Here is a 19,222-nt window from a genome sequence, read left to right on the forward strand (position 1 = left end):
TTCAGAGGTGCAGTGCGGGATGTGTCAGGCGATGCTGCTGAAGGATGTACTGGCGCAGACGCTCGGTCTCGTCCTTGTCGCTCTGGCTCAGTTCGTAGGCGTAGAAACCTTGTTCGGTTTCGCGCTCAAAAGTACCGCGCAATGCAATCCGCTCATAGCCTGAAGGGCTGAACCACAACGCGAAGTGCTTGGGGGGTTTGGTCTTGTTGCGGACTTCCAGCAAAACGCCTTTGAACGATATTTCGTGCACCCACATCGTGCCAGGCTGGCCTTTGGCATTTTCCAGCGCCACTGGCTCTTCGAGCGTCAGGCGCCATGGCCGTACCATCGGGCCGTCTTCATAAATACTCGGCACACCCAGGCGCAAATGCAGCGCATGAAATTCGTCTTCCACCAGGTGCAGCGGAAAGGTCATTTGCTGGTTTTCGAAGTTAGCCTGGATGGTGACTTGCTCATGTGCTGCCAGGCGCGTGAGCAAATCACGGATTTGCGATCCACCGTTGACGAGCAGACTCGACGTTGCATCCCGCACATTGAGTTGCGGGTTGTGTTGCATGGTCTGGATGAAATCCAGCTCATCCTGTGTCAGGAGTGCGTCGCGTTGCATGGCTTGCTCGAAAGGAATAGTTACAAAGTCATCGGTGATTGTAGTTAATGACCATTAATTCGCCGTTTTGTTTTTGCCGTTCGTCGCTTTGAGCGCAGCAAGCTCGGCTTGCGTCTGCGCCAATTGCGCTTCCAGTTGCGCAACTCGCTGTTGTGCCTTGACCTGAACGGTGACGTCTTTCTGCACGCCCACAAAGTAAGTCTGCCCGTCATTCGGGTTTTTCACTGTGGAAAGGGAAAGCTCATTCCAGAACGGCGTGCCGTCCTTGCGATAATTTCTCAGGATTTCCCGGCAGGAGCCGTCATTGCTCAAGGATTCGCGAATCGTAGTGAGGACTTCCTGATCCCGGTCGCCGGCCTGCAGGAAACGGCAATCCTGGTAGAGAATTTCTTCGCTGGTGTAACCCGTCAGACGCTCAAACGCAGGGTTTACGTAAATCAGGATGTTGTCCTGTTCGCCTTCCTTTTCGGCAATCACAATGCCGTCGTTGGAAGCGTTAATCACCATTTGCAGCAGTTGAGCGTTGATCATCGGAGAATCCTTTCCGTATTGATAGGGATTTGCATTCTAAAAGATCAAATGAGCCTGTGCTGTTAATATCTGTGTCTTTTACTCAGCTTCAGGATCGATTGATGAAAGTTGCCATCATTTCCGGCTCGGTGTACGGCACGGCAGAAGAAGTTGCCCGCCACGCCGCCACTCTTTTAAAAGAAGCGGGTTTCGAAACCTGGCACAACCCGCGGGCAATGCTTGCCGATGTCCAGGCCTTCGGCCCGGAAGCATTTCTGGCGGTGACGTCGACCACCGGCATGGGTGAGTTGCCGGACAACCTGCAACCGCTGTATTCGATGATCCGTGACCAATTGCCTGCGGCCTGGCGCGGTTTGCCGGGGGCGGTGATCGCCTTGGGCGATGCAAGTTATGGCGATACGTTCTGCGGCGGCGGCGAGCAGATGCGTGAATTGTTCGGCGAACTGGGCCTGCGCGAAGTGCTGCCAATGCTGCGCCTGGACGCCAGCGAAAGCGTGACCCCGGAAACCGACGCCGAACCTTGGCTGACGGAGTTGATTAAAGCGCTGCAGGGCTGACCGGCCGCTCGCGCAGCAGGGCGAGCCAGGCTTGTGCAGCCTTCGACAAGTACGCACCTTGACGCCAGATAAAGGCGATGTCCCAGCGCAAATAGCTCGGGGCATTCAAGGTCAGGCGCACCACACCTGGCCGCACCAGCCCGCGTGCCACCACGCTGGGCAACAGCACCACGCCTTGGCCGGCCGCCACCAGTGCCGCGAGAAAATCCGCCTGGCCACTGCGCCCACCTTCCTTGGGCGTAAACCCCAGCTGATGACAGGCCTGCAGCAAACGGTCGTTGAGCACGAAGCTGCGCTGATACAGCAGAAACGGCGTATCGGCCAACTCCTCCAATCCGATCACCGACTTCGTCGCCAGGGGATGATCGGCGGGCAGCAGCGCATCCAGCGGCTCATCACAGAAAGGCTGAAAGGCGAACTGCGGATCCTTCGGCAACAGACTGCCACCGAGTTCGAGCTCACCGCTCAACACCGCTTGTTCGATGTTCAGGCTACCGCCCTCCAGTAACTGAATGCTGATGTTCGGATAGCGCCGCCGGTACTCGGCAAACAGCCCGGCGAACAGCGCGTCACTGCCCAGCAATGGCAGGCCCAGACGCAATTCCCCGCGAGCCAGTTGGCTCAAATCGTCCAATTCGCTGAGCAACTCGTTGCGCAGCCGCAGCATGCCTTCGGCCCGTTGCAGTACCACGCTGCCGGCGGCGGTCAGGCGAAGCTGCGAACCCAAACGTTCGAGCAGCGGTGTGCCCAGGCTCTGTTCCAACTGAGCGACTTGCTTGCTGACCGCTGATTGGCTGATGTGCAGGGTTTTGGCGGCTTGAGTGAAACCCCCTTGGTGCATCACTTCGACGAAGCTGCGTAGTTGCTTGAATTCCATGCGCGTGATTCCAGATTGGAATAGAGCCGAGTCTAACAATTCGTTTCGGGGATAGCAGCCCGCTCCGTAAAATGAGCACCTGTGAGGACTGAAACCATGAATGCATCAACCTTCAAACGCCTGGCTCGATTGACCGCTGAACTGGCCGTGCTGCTCGGCATCTACCTGCTCGGCTGCGAAATCGCCGCAGGATTGGCCTGGCCGATCCCGGGTGGCGTCATCGGCATGGCGCTGTTGCTGCTGGCCTTCGCGGTTGGCGGGATCAAACCGGCGGCGTTGCAAATGGGCGCCGGCCTGTTGATGGCCGAGATGCTGCTGTTCTTTATTCCAGCGCTGATGAGCCTGCTCGATTACGGCGGCCTGATGCGCGATGACGGTTGGCGGATTCTGCTGGTGATTGGTGTCAGTACGCTGATGGTGATGCTGGTCACCGCGTTTACCGTGGAAGGGGTGGTGCGGTTGAGGAGGTCCCATGAAGCTTGAGTTGATGCCGATGTTCTGGCTGGCCTTCACACTCTCGGCCTATTTATTCAGTCGCTGGATCTACCGGCGCACCGGGCGTTATCTGCTGTCGCCGCTGATTCTGGTTCCGGCCCTGCTGCTGGCCCTCGCGGTTCCGCTGCACACCGCATATGCCGAGTATTCGAGCAACACCCATTGGCTGATGCGGGTGCTGGGGCCGGTGACCGTCGCGTTCGCGGTGCCGATCTGGCAACAGCGGCAGATGCTGATGCGGCATTGGCCGGCGTTGCTGCTCGGAATGCTGGCAGGCAGTGTAGCTTCCATCGGCACCTCGTTCGGTCTGGCCAAGGCGCTGGCGCTGGACAGTTCGGTGACGATGTCGCTGGTGCCACGTTCCATCACCACGCCGTTTGCCATGCCGCTGGCTCACGACCTCGGCGGCGTGCCAGAACTGACGGCGGTGTTCGTGATGTTCACCGGGGTGTTCGGGGCGATGCTCGGCGGCCTTTTATTGAAGTGGCTACCGTTGCGCAGCGCTCTTGCGCGCGGCGCGTTGTTTGGCGTCGGCGCGCACGGTGCCGGCGTCAGTCGGGCCCATGAAGTGGGCGGTGAGGAAGGCTCGGTCGCGGGGCTTGTCATGGTTCTGACGGGGCTTTTGAACCTGTTTGCCGCCCCCTTGTTGGCGGCGGTCCTTTGACATGGATCCAGTCTTTCTCCTGAACTGACTCGTTAGGTCACCAAGCTGGCTGCCAATGCAACTACGCGAAATCCGGGGGCGACTAGACTGCGGTAACGACAGTAAAACTATAAGAACAGGAGGTCCTTGCCGTGAAAGTTGCTCCCGTCCAATCCCCCCATAGTGTGAAAGACCAGGTCAGTGCCGCCGAGTGGCAGACCCGCGTCGACCTGGCGGCCTGTTATCGTCTGGTTGCTTCGCATGGTTGGGATGATCTGATCTTCACGCACATCTCGGCCAAGGTGCCGGGCACCGAAGATTTCCTGATCAATCCGTTCGGGCTGATGTTTCACGAGATCACCGCATCGAGCCTGGTCAAGGTCGACCAGGCCGGCAACAAGCTGATGGACAGCCCTTACGAGATCAACCCGGCGGGGTACACCATTCACAGCGCCGTGCATGAAGTGCGTCACGATGTGGTGTGCGTATTGCACACCCACACCGCTGCAGGTGTGGCAGTGTCCGCGCAAAAGCAGGGCATTCTGCCGATCAGTCAGCAGTCATTGTTTGTGCTGTCCAGCCTGGCGTATCACGCCTACGAAGGTGTTGCCCTGAACCATGAAGAGAAGGCGCGTCTGCAAGCCGACCTGGGTGAAAACAATTTCCTGATGCTGCACAACCACGGCTTGCTGACCTGCGGCAGCACCATCGCCGACACGTTCCTGATGATGTTCACCTTTCAGCGCGCCTGCGATATCCAGGTGCTGGCGCAGAACGGTGGCGCCGAGCTGATTGCTATCGAGCCGCAGATTCTGGCGGGCGCCAAGGCGATGATCGCCGGCGTGACCAAAAGTGCTCAAGGGATGGGTGGCGCGTTGGCCTGGCCGGCGTTGCTGCGCAAACTCGATCAACAAGACCCGGGTTATAAACTCTAATGCAGCTCGCCGAGATCCCCCTGTGTGTCTGGCGCAAACGCGGCCAGGAGTTCGCGTTCCGTGGCCAGACCATTCGTTACTGGACGGCGGGTCAGGGTGAGCCCCTATTGCTCATCCACGGCTTTCCCACCGCCAGTTGGGACTGGCACTACCTGTGGCAACCGCTGGCGCAGCGCTATCGGGTGATTGCCTGCGACATGCTCGGCTTCGGCGACTCCGCCAAGCCGGTCAATCACGAATACAGCCTGCTGGAGCAGGCCGATCTGCAACAGGCCTTGCTCGCGCATTTGAACATCGAGCAGCCGGTGCATGTGTTGGCCCACGATTATGGCGACAGCGTGGCTCAGGAGCTGTTGGCCCGGCATTACGAAGCGCGCATTCACCTCGCCAGTTGCGTGTTCCTCAATGGTGGCCTGTTTCCCGAAACCCATCGACCGCTGCTGGCGCAAAAACTATTGCTCAGCCCGTTAGGTTGGATGATTGGCCGCGCCTTCACGCGTGATGCGATGGTGAAAAGTTTCCGGCAGATATTTGGTCCACAAACTCGACCCACCGAAAGTGAGATGGATGATTTTTGGGGCCTGATCGACAGCAATCACGGCCAGCGGATCATGCACAAACTCATCGCTTATATCCCTGAGCGGCGTGTTCAGCGCGATCGTTGGGTCAGCGCCATGCAGCGTGGCGAGGTCCCGCTGCGGGTCATCGATGGAGAGGTCGACCCCATTTCCGGCGCTCACATGGTCAAGCGCTATCGGGAACTGGTCCCCAACCCGGACACGGTGCTGCTGCCCGATATTGGCCATTACCCTCAGACCGAAGCGCCGGCGCAGGTGCTCAAACATTACCTGGAGTTTCGGGATCGGCTGGTTTCTCCGCCGCGCAGGGCCGCCTGTTCCTGACTATCCCCCAGCCTTATCGGGCACCATTCAGCTCTACCTGTGTTTATTGTGACCAGCAGCCTGGTGCCTGACACTCGGACTTATTGTCCCTGGTCTGCTGGAGTTCCCCCATGAATGAGTCTGTGCGCTTCGAAGATAAAGTTGTGATCGTCACGGGTGCCGGCGGCGGCCTGGGCCGGGCTCACGCGCTGCTGTTCGCCAAACAGGGCGCCAAAGTGCTGGTCAATGATCTCGGCGGCTCGGCGCAAGGGGAAGGCGCGAACGCCTCGGCAGCAGACCGCGTGGTGGCGGAAATTCGCGAGGCAGGCGGCATCGCCGAAGCCAACCACGACTCCGTTACCGACGGCGACAAAATCGTCCAGCACGCCCTCGACGCCTTCGGTCGCATCGATGTCGTGGTCAACAACGCCGGGATCCTGCGTGACAAGACCTTCCACAAAATGGACGACGCCGACTGGGACCTGGTTTACCGCGTCCACGTCGAAGGCGCCTATAAAGTCACCCGCGCCGCCTGGCCGCAAATGCGCGAGCAAAACTACGGCCGCGTGATCTTCACCGCATCGACCTCGGGCATCTACGGCAACTTCGGCCAGTCCAACTACGGCATGGCCAAACTCGGCCTCTACGGCCTGACTCGCACACTCGCCATCGAAGGTCGCAAGAACAACATCCTGGTCAACGCCATCGCGCCCACCGGCGGCACCCGCATGACCGAAGGCCTGATTCCGCCGCAAGTGTTCGAGCAACTCAAGCCGGAACTGGTCAGCCCGTTGGTGGTGTACCTGGCCAGTGAAAATTGCCAGGAGACGTCCGGGTTGTTCGAAGTTGGCGGCGGCTGGATGGGCAAGGTTCGCTGGGAGCGTAGCCTGGGCGCAGGGTTTGATCCGCGGGCGGGCTTCTCGCCGGAGGATGTGGCGGCGCATTGGCAGCAGATTTGTGATTTCGAAGGGGCGGCGCACCCGAAGGACAATATTGAGGCGCTGAAGGAAATGATGGGGAATTTGCAGAAGTATTCGATTTGACGTTGATGTATTGCGCAGGGCTTGCCTGAATCCTGCCAAGTCCCCGATTGTCCCCTCGCTACAAAACCTTTGCCCATAAAAAAGGCCGCTGCAAACGCAGCGGCCAAAGTAAGACGTTGGATCAAGGAGCTACAAATCAACGTCAGAGAACACAGGGCGATCAATCGATAAAGCGTCGATTCATCTGGATTCTGTCGCCAATGGCGTGGGCTGATCACACACCATCGCTTCGTGCTTTCTGGCGGTTCACCTTGAAAGCCCGGCAAGAATAAGGCCTTGAGCCCAAAGGAAAAATAGCGATTCGCGACATGCACTGTTGCAGCATGAGCAATAGTCCGCCGCGCCACGGCAGCTGCTACAGGTCGGTGTCATCCTCCCGCCATGCGTTCTGCTGATAGCCCCCCATCCAGCCCATCCATATCCGGCGTAAACCCCCGTCCCGTCAGGCCATTCATCCTTTAGAGGTACACCACGAATACCTCCTTGGTGCGCTTATCGCTCCAAACGTGCGGCAGTAGGGTGGGGCCTTCTGTCACTCACCGGGGAAGACGCATGACAAAAACAACAATGCGCGCCATCTTCACGCCGCAAGCGCTGGCCGCTGCGGTTGCCTTGGGCTGCTGTGCCCAGGCGCAGGCTGTTGCGTTCAACATTGGCGAAATCGAGGGGACGTTCGACTCCTCGCTGTCCGTCGGCGCGAGTTGGGGCATGCGCGATGCCGATAAATCTTTGGTGGGTACCGTCAACGGCGGAACCGGACAGTCTTCGACCGGTGATGATGGCCGGCAGAACTTCGAGAAGGGCGAAACCTTCTCCAAGATCTTCAAAGGCCTGCACGACCTCGAATTGAAATACGGCGACACTGGCGTGTTCGTCCGTGGCAAGTACTGGTACGACTTCGAGCTGAAGGATGAAGACCGCCCGTTCAAACAGATCAGCGACAGCGGCCGCAAGGAAGGCGCCAAGTCCTCCGGTGCGCAGATTCTCGATGCCTTCGTTTATCACAACTATTCCATCGCCGATTTGCCGGGCACCGTGCGCGCCGGCAAGCAAGTGGTCAGTTGGGGTGAAAGTACTTTCATCGGCAACTCGATCAACAGCATCAACCCGATCGACGTATCCGCGTTCCGTCGCCCAGGCGCCGAGATCAAGGAGGGGCTGATTCCGGTGAACATGCTGTTCGCCTCCCAAGGCCTGACCGATCAGCTCTCGGTGGAAGGTTTCTATCAACTGGAGTGGGACCAGACTGTCGTCGACAACTGCGGCACCTTCTTCGGCAACGACGTGGTGGCGGATGGTTGCAACAACAATTACACCGTAGGCAGCCCCGCCATTGCCCCGTTGGCGCCACTGGCGGCAGCCTTCGGTCAGCCTATCCAGGTCACCCGCGAAGGCGTGGTCGTTCCCCGTGGTGGCGACCGCGATGCGCGGGATTCCGGGCAGTGGGGCACGGCGTTGCGCTGGCTCGGTGACGACACCGAGTACGGCCTGTATTTCATGAATTACCACAGCCGCACACCGACGGTGGGCACCGTTACCGCGGGTGCATCGACACTGGCCAGCCTGCCGGGGATGGTGAGTATCGCCAACCGTCTTGCGCCGGGCAGCGGTGCGGGCCTGGCCCAAAGCGTGATGCTCGGTCGCGGTCAGTATTACCTCGACTACCCGAAAGACATTCGTCTCTACGGCGCGAGTTTCTCTACCACCTTGCCTACCGGCACCGCGTGGAGCGGCGAGATCAGCTATCGACCGAATGCTCCGGTGCAGGTCAGCACCAACGACCTGACCCTGGCTTTGCTCAACCCGATTGCCGGTGGCGCTGCGTCACCGATCGCCACCACCCCTGGCGCTGACAACAAAGGCTACCGCCGCAAGGAAATCACGCAGATCCAGAGCACCCTCACGCAGTTCTTCGATCAGGTGTGGGGCGCACAACGGTTGACGCTGGTCGGCGAAGCGGCGGTGGTGCACGTCGGTGGCCTGGAGTCGCGCAGCAACCTGCGTTACGGCCGCGACTCGGTCTACGGCCAGTACGGTTTCGGCGGCGACACCGAAGGTTTCGTCACCTCGACTTCCTGGGGCTATCGTGCCCGGGCGATCCTCGATTACGCCAACGTGATCGGCGGGATCAACCTCAAACCCAACCTGTCCTGGTCCCATGACGTCGCGGGTTATGGCCCCAACGGGCTGTTCAACGAAGGCGCCAAGGCCGTCAGCGTCGGTGTCGATGCCGACTACCGCAACACCTATACCGCGAGCCTGAGTTACACCGATTTCTTCGGCGGTGACTACAACACCCTGGAAGACCGCGACTTCCTGGCACTGAGCTTCGGCGTGAACTTCTGATCTGGCTGAGAAGGATGAATGTGATGCGCAAGATGATTCTGCAATGCGGCGCCCTGGCCCTGAGCCTGCTGGCGGCCAACGTGATGGCGGCGGTATCGCCGGAGGAAGCGAACAAACTCGGCACCACCCTCACGCCGCTCGGCGCCGAGAAGGCCGGTAACGCGGATGGCTCGATCCCGGCGTGGACCGGTGGCATCCCGAAAAATGCCGGCGCGGTGGACAGCAAAGGCTTCCTGGCTGACCCGTTCGCCAGCGAAAAACCGCTGTTCGTGATCACCCCCGCCAACGTCGACAAGTACAAGGACAAACTCTCGGAAGGTCAGGTGGCGATGTTCAAGCGCTACCCGCAAACCTACAAGATCCCGGTCTACCCGACTCACCGCACCGTGGCCGTACCCCCGGAGATTTACGAGTCGGCCAAGCGCAGCGCGCTGAACGTGAACAGCATCAACGAGGGTAACGGCCTGGCCAATTTCACTGGCAACCGTTATTACGCGTTCCCGATTCCGAAGACGGGCGTGGAGGTGTTGTGGAACCACATCACCCGTTATCACGGCGGTAACCTGCGACGCATCATTACCCAGGTGACGCCGCAGACCAATGGCAGCTACACGCCGATCCGCTTTGAGGAAGAGATCGCCGTTCCGCAATTGATGAAGGACCTGGATCCGGAAAAAGCCGCCAACGTGCTGACCTTCTTCAAGCAGTCGGTCACGGCGCCGGCGCGTCTGGCGGGTAACGTGCTACTGGTGCACGAAACCCTCGATCAGGTGAAAGAACCGCGCCTGGCATGGATCTACAACGCCGGCCAACGTCGCGTGCGCCGCGCGCCGCAAGTCGCTTACGACGGGCCGGGCACCGCCGCCGATGGTTTGCGCACGTCCGACAACTTCGACATGTTTTCCGGCGCGCCGGATCGCTACGACTGGAAACTGGTCGGCAAGAAGGAAATGTACATCCCCTACAACAGCTACAAACTCGACTCGCCGAGCCTCAAGTACGATGACATCGTCAAGGCCGGCCACATCAACCAGGACCTGACCCGCTATGAACTGCACCGCGTCTGGGAAGTGATCGGCACGGTCAAGTCGAGCGAGCGGCACATCTACGCAAAACGCCACATGTACATCGACGAAGACAGCTGGCAAGTGGCGCTGGTGGATCACTACGACGGTCGCGGTCAACTGTGGCGAGTGGCCGAGGGTCACGCTCAGTACTACTACGATCATCAGGCCCAGGCTTACACGCTCGAAGCGCTCTACGACATCATTGCCGGTCGATACATTGCGCTGGGGATGAAGAACGAAGAGAAGCACAGCTTTGAATTCGGCTTTGAAGCCAAGGCGGCGGACTACACGCCATCGGCGTTGCGTGCCGAGGGCGTCCGGTAAGGGAGTTGATACATTCGCAGTGCAGAAGGCGACCGGTGGGTCGCCTTTTTTATGGCTGCCAATCAGCGTCCTGAATACTTCTCAACAAGCGGGTTAGAGAGGGCTAGGGTTGCCGGACAATTATAAATAGGCACGCCGCAATGACCGCCATGACCCCGTGTCTTGACCGTTCTGGATTCCTGCCCCGTCTGTCCTCTCATCACCTATCACGTGAGCGATTGACCGAGCCCTTGCTGGCGTCCACGTCTCGAGTGAAATTACTCTGCGCGCCGGCCGGCAGCGGCAAGACCGCGCTGCTTGCCGACTGCCTGTTGCAGGCGCCGCCGCCATACCGGGTGTGCTGGTTGCCGTTATCGGGTGTAGCGATGAGCGCGGCGGAATTTCGTCAGCGTGTGGCAGAAACGCTGGGGCTGGCTTCGTCAGAAGAGCCGGCGATGCTCGGCGCGTTGGCTCGATTGCAGGCGCCGACCTGGCTGTTTCTCGATGACTATTGCCGCGTTCCGAACCCGGAACTCGATCACCTGCTGGATCGCATGCTGGCCGTCAGCAGCCCGATGCTGACCTGGTGGCTCGGCGCCCGCCGTCGCCCGCAATGCAACTGGCCGCGGTTGCTGCTCGATGATGAGTTGTACGAATGCGAACGCGCCACGCTGGCCTTCAATCAAACTGAGATTGCCTCGCTGTTGCGCCACCTGACACCGGCCGATGCCAACACCACCGCGAGCAAGATCATCCAGCGCAGCGGTGGTTGGTGTGCTGGCGTGCGCGTTGCACTGCTGCAGAAATGCGACTGGTCGCGCAACGACCCGCTTCACAATCGACCGAACACGCTGCTCGATTACCTCGAACACGAGCTGTTCACCAGCCTGACCCCGGAGTTGACGGAAGCGTGGCAGGTGCTCGCGCATCTGCCACGCTTCAACGCACGGCTGTGCGATCACCTGTTTGGCGCAGCGGAGGGCGCGCAATGTCTGAAGACGTTGCAGGACCTGGGGTGCTTTATCGAGCCCTGGCAGGACTCGGCAGACTGGCTACAGATTTTCCGTCCCCTCACGCAATTGATGCGCGATGAGCAATGGCCGGCCGGACGTTCCTGGCATCGCCGCGCCTGTCAGTGGTTCGCCGCCGAGCAGGACTGGAAAGCGGCGTTCGAACAGGCCTTGCTGGCCGAAGAGTTCGAGGTCGCGGTCAGCCTGCTGCAGCATTTCAGTTTCGAGCATTTGTTCGAGGAGCAGACGGTCGTGCTGTTGTTGAAGTTGTACGAGCAACAAGGCGACGCGCTGATGTTCGGTTCGCCGCAACTGGTCGGGTTGATCACCGCAGCCTTGCTGTTTGCCGGTCGATTCGAGCAAGCGGCCGATTGCATCGAGCAGTTGTCACGATTCACACCTATGCCGTCGTCGCTCCTTCAGCAGCAATTGATTGCGCGCTGGCAGGCCCAGCAAGGGTGGCTCCTGCATTTGCAGGGGCGCATGGAGGGGGCACGCGCGCATTTTCTCGACGCGTTGACTGTGCTCGGTCCTGACCTCTGGCCCGTGCGCTTGATGTGCCTGTCGGGTTTGACGCAACAGGCCCTGCTCAGGAGTGAGCTCGAAGTGGCGCAGGCGATAAACCGCGATGCGTTATGCCTGGCACGGGCTCAAGGCTCGCTGGTTTTCGAAGGGCTGCTGGAACTCGATCATGCGCAATTGCTGGAGCAACGTGGGGCTCCTCAACGCGCCGACCATTTGCTCGCCAACGTCGAGGGCATGCTCACTCAACAGGAGCGGATCGCCGAGCCTCTACTTGGGCGGATTGCCTTGCACCGTGGACGCTTGAGTTTGTGCCAGGGTCTGGATACGCAGGCTGCCGAGTATTTCGAAGCGGGGCTGTCTATTTGTTTGCGCAACCACGACAAACGGGTGCTTTACGGTTTCCTCGGTTTGGCGCAGGTGGCGGCCAATCAGCGCGACTATGCCCAAGCATTTGTCCATCTACGCGATGCCGAGCGCTTGATGCAGCAACGGCAGATTCCCGACACCGTTTACCGCGGTGTGCTGTTGCAGATCAGCAGTCAACTCTGGCTTCAGCAGGGCCGCCCGGAACTGGCCCATGAGGCGCTCAGTCGAGTACTGCGCCACTATCGTGGCCCGCATGCACGGCAGGCGCCTCCCGCGACGCTGATGTTGATCGCGCGGATCGATTATCTGTTGGTGCTGGCAAAAGTCGATCTGCACCAGGCCCAGGACCCGCTGAGCCATTTCGCCCTGGCACTCGAACAATCGCAGCTCGCGGGCATGCTGGCGCTGGAGGTCGAATTGCTGTTCGCCGCAGCCGAAGTCGCGTGGCAGAACGGTAACAGGGTCGGAGCCCGGGATTGGTTGCGCAAAGGATTGAATCTTTCTGAGCACCATGGGCTTCGCCAGGCGCTCGGTGAGTTGCAATTGCGAAAGCCCGATCTTCTGCCAGCACTTGATGATGGTTGGGAGCGTTCGGAAAAAAATCTGCCGATGAGTGAAGTTAATCCGCTCAGTCAGCGTGAAGTGGAAGTGCTAAAGCTGATTGCTCTGGGCAATTCGAATCAGCAAATAGCCGAGCAGTTGTTTATCTCCTTGCATACGGTAAAAACACATGCGCGGAGAATTCACGGAAAGTTGGGCGTGGAACGTCGGACTCAGGCGGTTGCGAAAGCCAAGAGTGTCGGTTTATTGGATTGAAGAGTGCAAGACTGTTTGCTAGTGAGTATGAGCGCTCACGGAGTACGAATGGCCGGTTCTGCTTTAAAGTCCCTTCGGATTGGAAGAAATTTCCGGTGGGAGATGTTTCATCTTATCTGTAAGGTCTGGTGTTTTAATGATTGATTAAACGTTAGGGGTGGGGTGGTCTTTGCCGTGCCAAGCCCGCAGTGGCTGAGTGCGCGGCTTTGTTGTGGAGGCTGTTGGTTCATGTATTTCGTTTTTTCTTTATGTGTTTTTTCTGTATTTAAGTTGCTTGTACAATTATTGAAAAACGATTTGAGTTTTTAATAATGGTTCTGTCTGTTTTAGTTTGATCTCAAGTTAGTCGGCAGCAGCGTGCCGTTTTTGTGATCAAACTAAATGAGGTTGGAAATGCAAGTCGAACAAGCAACAAATACAATGCTGGACCCAGTGCGTGAAGCGCGTAACAATTTACTTGAAACACTCAGGAAAATTCCTTCGTTTAAGGCGATTCTTCATGTTGGCCTGATAGGCGAGTTTCAGAAGATGGACTCTGGCGCCTCTATAGCGCGGCGTTTTGTTAATCTTCGCTCGGGTGTAAGTCCAACATCTGCAGAACCCACTGGCAATCTGCTAGATGTGTTTTTTGAGTGCTTAAAGCGCGGCAGGCCACCCCAGTACACTGCTGATAAATACGGGATGTATGAGCTGGATAAAATCGGCACTGAAACCTTCAGGCTGAAGCATCTGGATGTGGCAAATGTCGGAAAAATGATCGCCGAACTGATGCAAAAGCTGCCTGAGAAATGCAGTTCTGAATTAGGTAAGTATTGGAACGTATCCTATCTGGTTGATAGTAGAAATCGTCCTTTGCCGTCGCCTAAACAGGAGTTGCGCATTCTTCAGGCGCGACTTTTCTGGCGCGAGCTGGACTTGGCGGGCAGCGAGAACCTGATGTCCAAAGCCGATGTCGCGACCATCAATGGTTTAATCGGTTCGGGACTGCCAAGTTCCTGCTATGCCGTCTCTGTTGAAAAACAAAAGGGAGGTTTTGCGACGCTGGCATCCACCTTTGTTATTTCTCTTTCCGGCGCTGTTGCAAATGAGCTGAATCCAGCAGGCAATCAAGAGGTTGTTCTTTATTCGCCGTTCGGTGGATTTGAAAAATTCAGCACCGTGAGTGCACTTCATCAAGCATTGCAACAACGGTTGTCCAATGCGTCGACCCGCGCCGACCTTTTGCAGGGCCTGTCGGAGGACGAGCGAGCTCTGGTATCGACTGTTCCAGCGGTTCGTTACGCGAGAATCCTTGAAGAACTGTTTGAGCATTGCAATGGCGGTCTGTTGGCAAGGCAAAGTCGTGATGTCATCTATCAAGTACGAAAGTTAGTGACCGTCGGCGCGCATACCGAGGCGGCGTGGAAGCCGCTGGATCCTATTCTGTCCATGGATGCACTTGTACGTTCTGAAAATGCGCGAAATGTCTTCTTGATCAAGGCGATGCTGGCGAATGCCCGGCCCGAGTGGTTTAAAAAAGCCTATGTCACCAATCAGGAGCTTTATGTCGGTCTGGAGAAGAACCTGCTGGAAAGCCAGATTCAGCTTCATGAATTGACCAAAGATGTGGCGACTCTTACAGCTTATGCCCGACAGGCAGTAGAGGCATTCATCTCGCCGGGAACCGACGAACGAATCGATCCTGACACGGTGTTCGTGAATATTCAGCACTCGGTCAGGATGGCGGATGGCAAACGCATAGAACACATTGAGCGGAAAACGCTGACCCAGGCGTTCATGTATGGGGCACATGATCGCGCAGGGCGTTACACGATTACGCTGGAGAAGAACTATGACCTCGCCAGGCTGACGCCTGAAAACATAATGCGCGCCATTGAAACGCTGGATCTGCGTCTGGCGTATGGCCCCGCGCGGCAGCGGGTGTATGGCCAGCAGAACGTCAAGGAAGCTTTGCGGGAAGTGCTGGGTCGAAAGACGGCTTTGACCCTGTTCGGCGCCATCTTGCAAAAACACATCACCTCGGCTGCGCAGGATATTGTTCAGCGCTACAACTTTGGCGATCCCTCTATTGAAGCGTCTGGTATCGCATTAAGAGCTTTCTATAACTTCAAGCCCTTGAAGGATCTCATTGTCTACCGGAGGAAAGGAGGAGACCTGAATCTCAAAGCTTACGTGCTTTATGCCCCCGGCTCCCCGACGGATAAAGACTGGTACGAATTCTCCGATCTGGACAGTCTGCAACGGTATATAGGGTTGTGGGCACTTGAAGAAGAGGGACGTACCTACCTTCGAACCCAAGTGCATGAAAGTGATCGACGTAATCTGGAGCATGAAGTCTTCGGCAAGGAATGGCCGCGTGGTGAGCCGAGGGAGAGGAATCAGGGCCGAGCATGGTGGGACCAGGTCAATCTTGTTGCCTGGGTTGAAAGCGATGGGTTAAAGGGCAGTATTCAAAGTGTCCTTGACTGGGAAGACGCCGAAGAAAAGGCAGTCACGCCCCATTGGTACCGAAACGCCTCGCTCTCTGATCGCCAGCTGTTCAATCGTTTGACCACAGACTTCAAGGCCATTTATAACGCGTCAAAAGACAAATTTCATATTGAGGGCTTTCACAAGTTTTCTCGTGAATTGGTCATGAGCCGGTTAAATGAACATTTGGGCCGCACGGGCGATCGCCAAATCGATCCTGATCAAGTCATGGTGAAATTCCACAAAGGCGCAATGACGCTGACACAGTTGTTTATTAATTGGCATCTGTGGCGCAGCGATACCAATGTGTTCGAGAAAATCGTGCTGCCTGGATCGAGTACGCTCAGAGACAGTATCCGGGTGTCTGAGTTCTGGTGGAAAGACACGGGCAAGCCAATGACTGAGCTGAATTCCAGTACGCTCAACAAGCTTATCGACCTGATGCCCGGCGAGCATTACAGCCGTTATCTGAAATCAAACTTTCTATGGAAGTCGGATATTGATCTGCGGGCCAACCTGTACCGGGAGCTCAAGAAAAACGAGATGTTCCGAGCAGCATTGACGCAAAAGCTCAATGGCACGTTGCCGTCGGGGCATTATGATTGGTTGATAGAGTCGATCAAGGGGCTGGATCGAGACACAAGGACGCCAGACGGTGTTTCACCTGGCAGTGAGCCTGGCGAAGGGGTTTATGAATTCTGGCTTGAAGGTGCGCGCATAGCCGGGGGGTATGTTTTTGGTGAGGGGCATATGAAGTTTGCCTATATCCCGAATTCGCCTGGCAAGGCCTTTATCTGGGTCGGTGATTTATCCAAGGCTATCGAGAACGATCGTATTTTGGGCGAGCATCTTCGGAGTCTGGCTGGATTACGTGGGCAGAACAGGGTCGGCGCCTACATCAGCAAGTCCCGCGATCCACGAGGTTCGTTGCCAGTACCGGGGTTGGGCGGCACCAATCCGGTTTACAACTTCAAGGCCGAATACGAAAACCTGATTAATCGCGCACTCGATGATCTGGATGTCCTGACCACCTCGCCAGTCGAAGCGTTCTGGCAGGAGACTAAGATTCTTCTCGAAGTGGCATTGGATGTGATCTCGATCTTTGTCCCGCCGGTGGGTTTCGCCGTCAGCGTGTTGAAGATCAGTCATTCGATCGTGCAAGGCATCATTGCATCCAGCCATGGGGATTCTGCAGGCGCCAATGCACATTTTGCTGCCGCATGGCGCGGGGCAATCCTCATGTACCTGGGTAAGGTCGCCTCGGTAGGATCGGCGGCCTCTGCACTTGGCCTGCTGTCCACGATCAGGGATCTGACCGACGTGCTCTCGGCCGTCACGGGCGTTCCGGTTGGAGTCAGTTATGTCACTGCGGTGGCTGTGCCGCACTGGACCCCCGAGAGTACGACCCGCGTGATCGGTTGACAGTCGGGACGCACATCAAGGTGTTATCCAGAGGATGAATGATCGGAGCTGATCAGTTCCGGTCTTCGGACATCGGCGGTGTCTCATACCCCATCCGCCAACTCACGGCCCGCGTCGCCGCCAGCAATCGCTGCGCCGCCGGGCCGTTTTCGTCGGCATGAAATAACGAAGTCGGGCCGACAATGGTCAAGACCGCCGCCACGTTCCCCACGGCGTTGAATACCGGTGCCGACAAGGCATCCACTCCCGGCATCAACAACCCGTGCACATGATGCAGGCCGCGTTCGCGGATCTGTTCGCACAAGGCCGCATAGGTTTGATCGTCCGCCAAGACGTGGTCAGTGGCGTTGTGCAGTTCCTGATCGCGCAAGTCCACGGTTTCCCGTTTCGGTAGAAACGCGCCAAATACCAGTCCAGTGGACGAACTGAGCAACGGCAGCACCGAACCCAATTGCGTTACCACCGTCACCGCACGCACTGCCGGTTCGATGTGCACCACAGTCGCGCCCTGATTGCCCCACACCGCCAAAAAACAGGTTTCGTTCAGTTCATCGCGCAACTCGGCCAAGGGCAAAGCTGCGACTTTCAACACGTCCATACTGTTGAGGGCGGCGAGACCAACGCGCAAGGCTTCACGGCCGAGGCCGTAGTGGTTGGTCGCTGCGTTTTGCTCGGCAAAACCACTGGCGATCAGCGCCTGCAAATAACGATGAACCTTGCTCGCCGGCATCTGCACGTGTTCAGCCAGGCGCGACAGTGAGGTCGAGGGCGACAACTCGGCCAGGGCCTTGAGGATGTCGGTACCGACCTCGGCCGAGCGGACTTTCTGTTTGTCGTTGTTGCGCGGCGTTTCCATGGAGGCGATGTGATCCCGGGACGAATGGGCGTCTTTATAGCTTGACGGTCAATACCAATCAAATTACGTTATGCGTAATCGAATTACGACAAAAATAACCCAGGCGTGCCGAGACCTCTGCAGCAGAGCGACAGGCCATTGCCTACTCCCTGTTCAGGAGGCTCCATGAACCTCGATTCAACGGCGCCAGCGCTGGCTTATCAGTCAGGCTTCGGCAACGAATTCAGCAGCGAAGCGTTGCCCGGCGCACTGCCCGTCGGCCAGAACTCCCCGCAAAAAGCCCCATACGGCCTCTATACCGAACTGTTTTCCGGCACCGCGTTCACCATGGCCCGCAGCGAAGCGCGGCGCACCTGGATGTACCGCATTCAGCCGTCCGCCAATCACCCGGCGTTCGTCAAACTGGAGCGGCAACTGGCCGGTGGCCCGTTGGGTGAAGTGACTCCCAATCGCCTGCGCTGGAACCCATTGGACATCCCCACCGAACCGACCGACTTCATCGACGGGCTGGTGAGCATGGCTGCCAACTCGGGCGCGGAAAAACCAGCCGGGATCAGCATCTACAGCTACCGCGCCAACCGTTCCATGGAACGCGTGTTCTTCAATGCCGACGGTGAACTGTTGCTGGTGCCAGAGCAGGGGCGCCTGCGCATCGCCACCGAACTGGGCGTGCTGGACCTGGAACCGCTGGAAATTGCCGTGCTGCCGCGCGGGCTTAAATTCCGCGTCGAATTGCTTGACCCGCACGCTCGCGGCTACATCGCCGAAAACCACGGCGCACCGCTGCGCCTGCCGGACCTGGGGCCGATCGGCAGCAACGGTCTGGCTAACGCGCGAGACTTCCTGACCCCCGTCGCGCATTACGAAAACCTCAAGCAACCGACCACCCTGGTGCAGAAATTCCTCGGCCAGTTATGGGGCTGCGAGCTCGATCATTCGCCGCTGAACGTGGTCGCCTGGCACGGTAATAACGTGCCGTACAAATATGACCTGCGCCGTTTCAACACCATCGGCACGGTCAGTTTCGATCACCCGGATCCGTCGATCTTTACCGTCCTGACCTCGCCGACCAGCGTCCACGGTCTGGCCAATCTGGACTTCGTGATCTTCCCGCCACGCTGGATGGTGGCCGAGAAGACCTTCCGTCCACCGTGGTTCCACCGCAACCTGATGAATGAATTCATGGGCCTGATCAAGGGCGAGTACGACGCCAAGGCCGAAGGTTTCGTGCCCGGCGGCGCGTCGTTGCACAGCTGCATGAGCGCTCACGGCCCGGACGGCGAAACCTGCACCAAGGCAATCAACGCCGAACTGGCGCCAGCGAAAATCGACAACACCATGGCGTTCATGTTCGAGACCAGCCAAGTGCTGCGCCCGAGCCGTTTTGCCCTGGATTGCCCGCAACTGCAAACCAACTACGATGCCTGCTGGGCCACGCTGCCCGCAACTTTCGACCCGACCCGGAGATAACCC

At 58.1% G+C, this 19,222-nt stretch carries 15 protein-coding genes; 11 read left to right on the plus strand and 4 right to left on the minus strand.

Annotated features, from left to right (window positions below):
* Nucleotide 1: 1 nt before the first annotated feature.
* Both ACA068_RS05120 and ACA068_RS05125 read right to left on the minus strand, forming a co-directional pair.
* Entirely contained in the window at nucleotides 2–607 is a 606-nt protein-coding gene (locus ACA068_RS05120) for a hypothetical protein (RefSeq protein WP_497308106.1), read from the minus strand.
* 54 nt (nucleotides 608–661) lie between these two features.
* On the minus strand, nucleotides 662–1,138 hold the full coding sequence (locus tag ACA068_RS05125; protein WP_497308108.1) for a PAS domain-containing protein: 477 nt from the start codon (nucleotides 1,136–1,138) through the stop codon (nucleotides 662–664).
* A 101-nt stretch (nucleotides 1,139–1,239) separates the two neighbouring features.
* Between ACA068_RS05125 and ACA068_RS05130 the strand changes: the two genes are divergently transcribed.
* Complete coding sequence (locus ACA068_RS05130) at nucleotides 1,240–1,695, plus strand: flavodoxin (protein ID WP_497308110.1); 456 nt, start codon at nucleotides 1,240–1,242, stop codon at nucleotides 1,693–1,695.
* On the opposite strand, the gene ACA068_RS05135 is transcribed toward ACA068_RS05130, so the two are convergent.
* Nucleotides 1,676–2,572: a LysR family transcriptional regulator gene (locus tag ACA068_RS05135; RefSeq protein ID WP_497308111.1), complete on the minus strand. Its 897-nt coding sequence runs from the start codon at nucleotides 2,570–2,572 to the stop codon at nucleotides 1,676–1,678. The two genes, ACA068_RS05130 and ACA068_RS05135, sit on opposite strands and share 20 nt — an antisense overlap.
* 96 nt (nucleotides 2,573–2,668) lie before the next feature.
* Between ACA068_RS05135 and ACA068_RS05140 the strand changes: the two genes are divergently transcribed.
* From ACA068_RS05140 to ACA068_RS05180, 9 genes are all read left to right on the plus strand, one after another.
* Nucleotides 2,669–3,055: a CidA/LrgA family protein gene (locus ACA068_RS05140; protein ID WP_497308113.1), complete on the plus strand. Its 387-nt coding sequence runs from the start codon at nucleotides 2,669–2,671 to the stop codon at nucleotides 3,053–3,055.
* Nucleotides 3,045–3,731 carry an LrgB family protein gene (locus ACA068_RS05145; protein WP_497308114.1) on the plus strand — a complete coding sequence of 229 codons (687 nt, stop codon included), beginning with the start codon at nucleotides 3,045–3,047 and terminating at the stop codon, nucleotides 3,729–3,731. The genes ACA068_RS05140 and ACA068_RS05145 overlap by 11 nt, the downstream gene beginning before the upstream one ends.
* A 131-nt stretch (nucleotides 3,732–3,862) precedes the next feature.
* The gene (locus ACA068_RS05150; protein ID WP_497308115.1) at nucleotides 3,863–4,645 is read left to right on the plus strand and encodes a class II aldolase/adducin family protein; all 783 of its coding nucleotides are present in this window, start codon (nucleotides 3,863–3,865) and stop codon (nucleotides 4,643–4,645) included.
* Entirely contained in the window at nucleotides 4,645–5,547 is a 903-nt protein-coding gene (locus ACA068_RS05155; RefSeq protein WP_497308116.1) for an alpha/beta fold hydrolase, read from the plus strand. Before ACA068_RS05150 ends, ACA068_RS05155 begins: the two co-directional genes overlap by 1 nt.
* Nucleotides 5,548–5,657: 110 nt before the next feature.
* On the plus strand, nucleotides 5,658–6,569 hold the full coding sequence (locus tag ACA068_RS05160; protein ID WP_497308118.1) for an SDR family oxidoreductase: 912 nt from the start codon (nucleotides 5,658–5,660) through the stop codon (nucleotides 6,567–6,569).
* Between the two features lie 552 nt (nucleotides 6,570–7,121).
* Nucleotides 7,122–8,915, plus strand: a complete 1,794-nt coding sequence (locus ACA068_RS05165) for a DUF1302 domain-containing protein (RefSeq protein WP_497308120.1) — start codon at nucleotides 7,122–7,124, stop codon at nucleotides 8,913–8,915.
* Between the two features lie 23 nt (nucleotides 8,916–8,938).
* Nucleotides 8,939–10,306 (plus strand): DUF1329 domain-containing protein, encoded by a 1,368-nt coding sequence (locus ACA068_RS05170; protein ID WP_497308122.1) that lies wholly within the window; start codon nucleotides 8,939–8,941, stop codon nucleotides 10,304–10,306.
* Between the two features lie 140 nt (nucleotides 10,307–10,446).
* Nucleotides 10,447–13,002, plus strand: a complete 2,556-nt coding sequence (locus tag ACA068_RS05175) for a LuxR C-terminal-related transcriptional regulator (protein WP_497308124.1) — start codon at nucleotides 10,447–10,449, stop codon at nucleotides 13,000–13,002.
* A 393-nt stretch (nucleotides 13,003–13,395) separates the two neighbouring features.
* A complete protein-coding gene (locus ACA068_RS05180) occupies nucleotides 13,396–16,893 on the plus strand; it encodes a dermonecrotic toxin domain-containing protein (protein WP_497308125.1) in 3,498 nt (1,165 codons plus the stop codon).
* 52 nt (nucleotides 16,894–16,945) lie between these two features.
* On the opposite strand, the gene ACA068_RS05185 is transcribed toward ACA068_RS05180, so the two are convergent.
* Nucleotides 16,946–17,749 carry an IclR family transcriptional regulator gene (locus ACA068_RS05185; protein ID WP_497308127.1) on the minus strand — a complete coding sequence of 268 codons (804 nt, stop codon included), beginning with the start codon at nucleotides 17,747–17,749 and terminating at the stop codon, nucleotides 16,946–16,948.
* Between the two features lie 165 nt (nucleotides 17,750–17,914).
* Between ACA068_RS05185 and hmgA the strand changes: the two genes are divergently transcribed.
* Nucleotides 17,915–19,219 (plus strand): homogentisate 1,2-dioxygenase, encoded by a 1,305-nt coding sequence (hmgA, locus tag ACA068_RS05190; RefSeq protein ID WP_497308129.1) that lies wholly within the window; start codon nucleotides 17,915–17,917, stop codon nucleotides 19,217–19,219.
* The last annotated feature ends 3 nt before the right edge of the window (nucleotides 19,220–19,222 follow it).

It is taken from the genome of Pseudomonas sp. LBUM1660, from assembly GCF_059695935.1.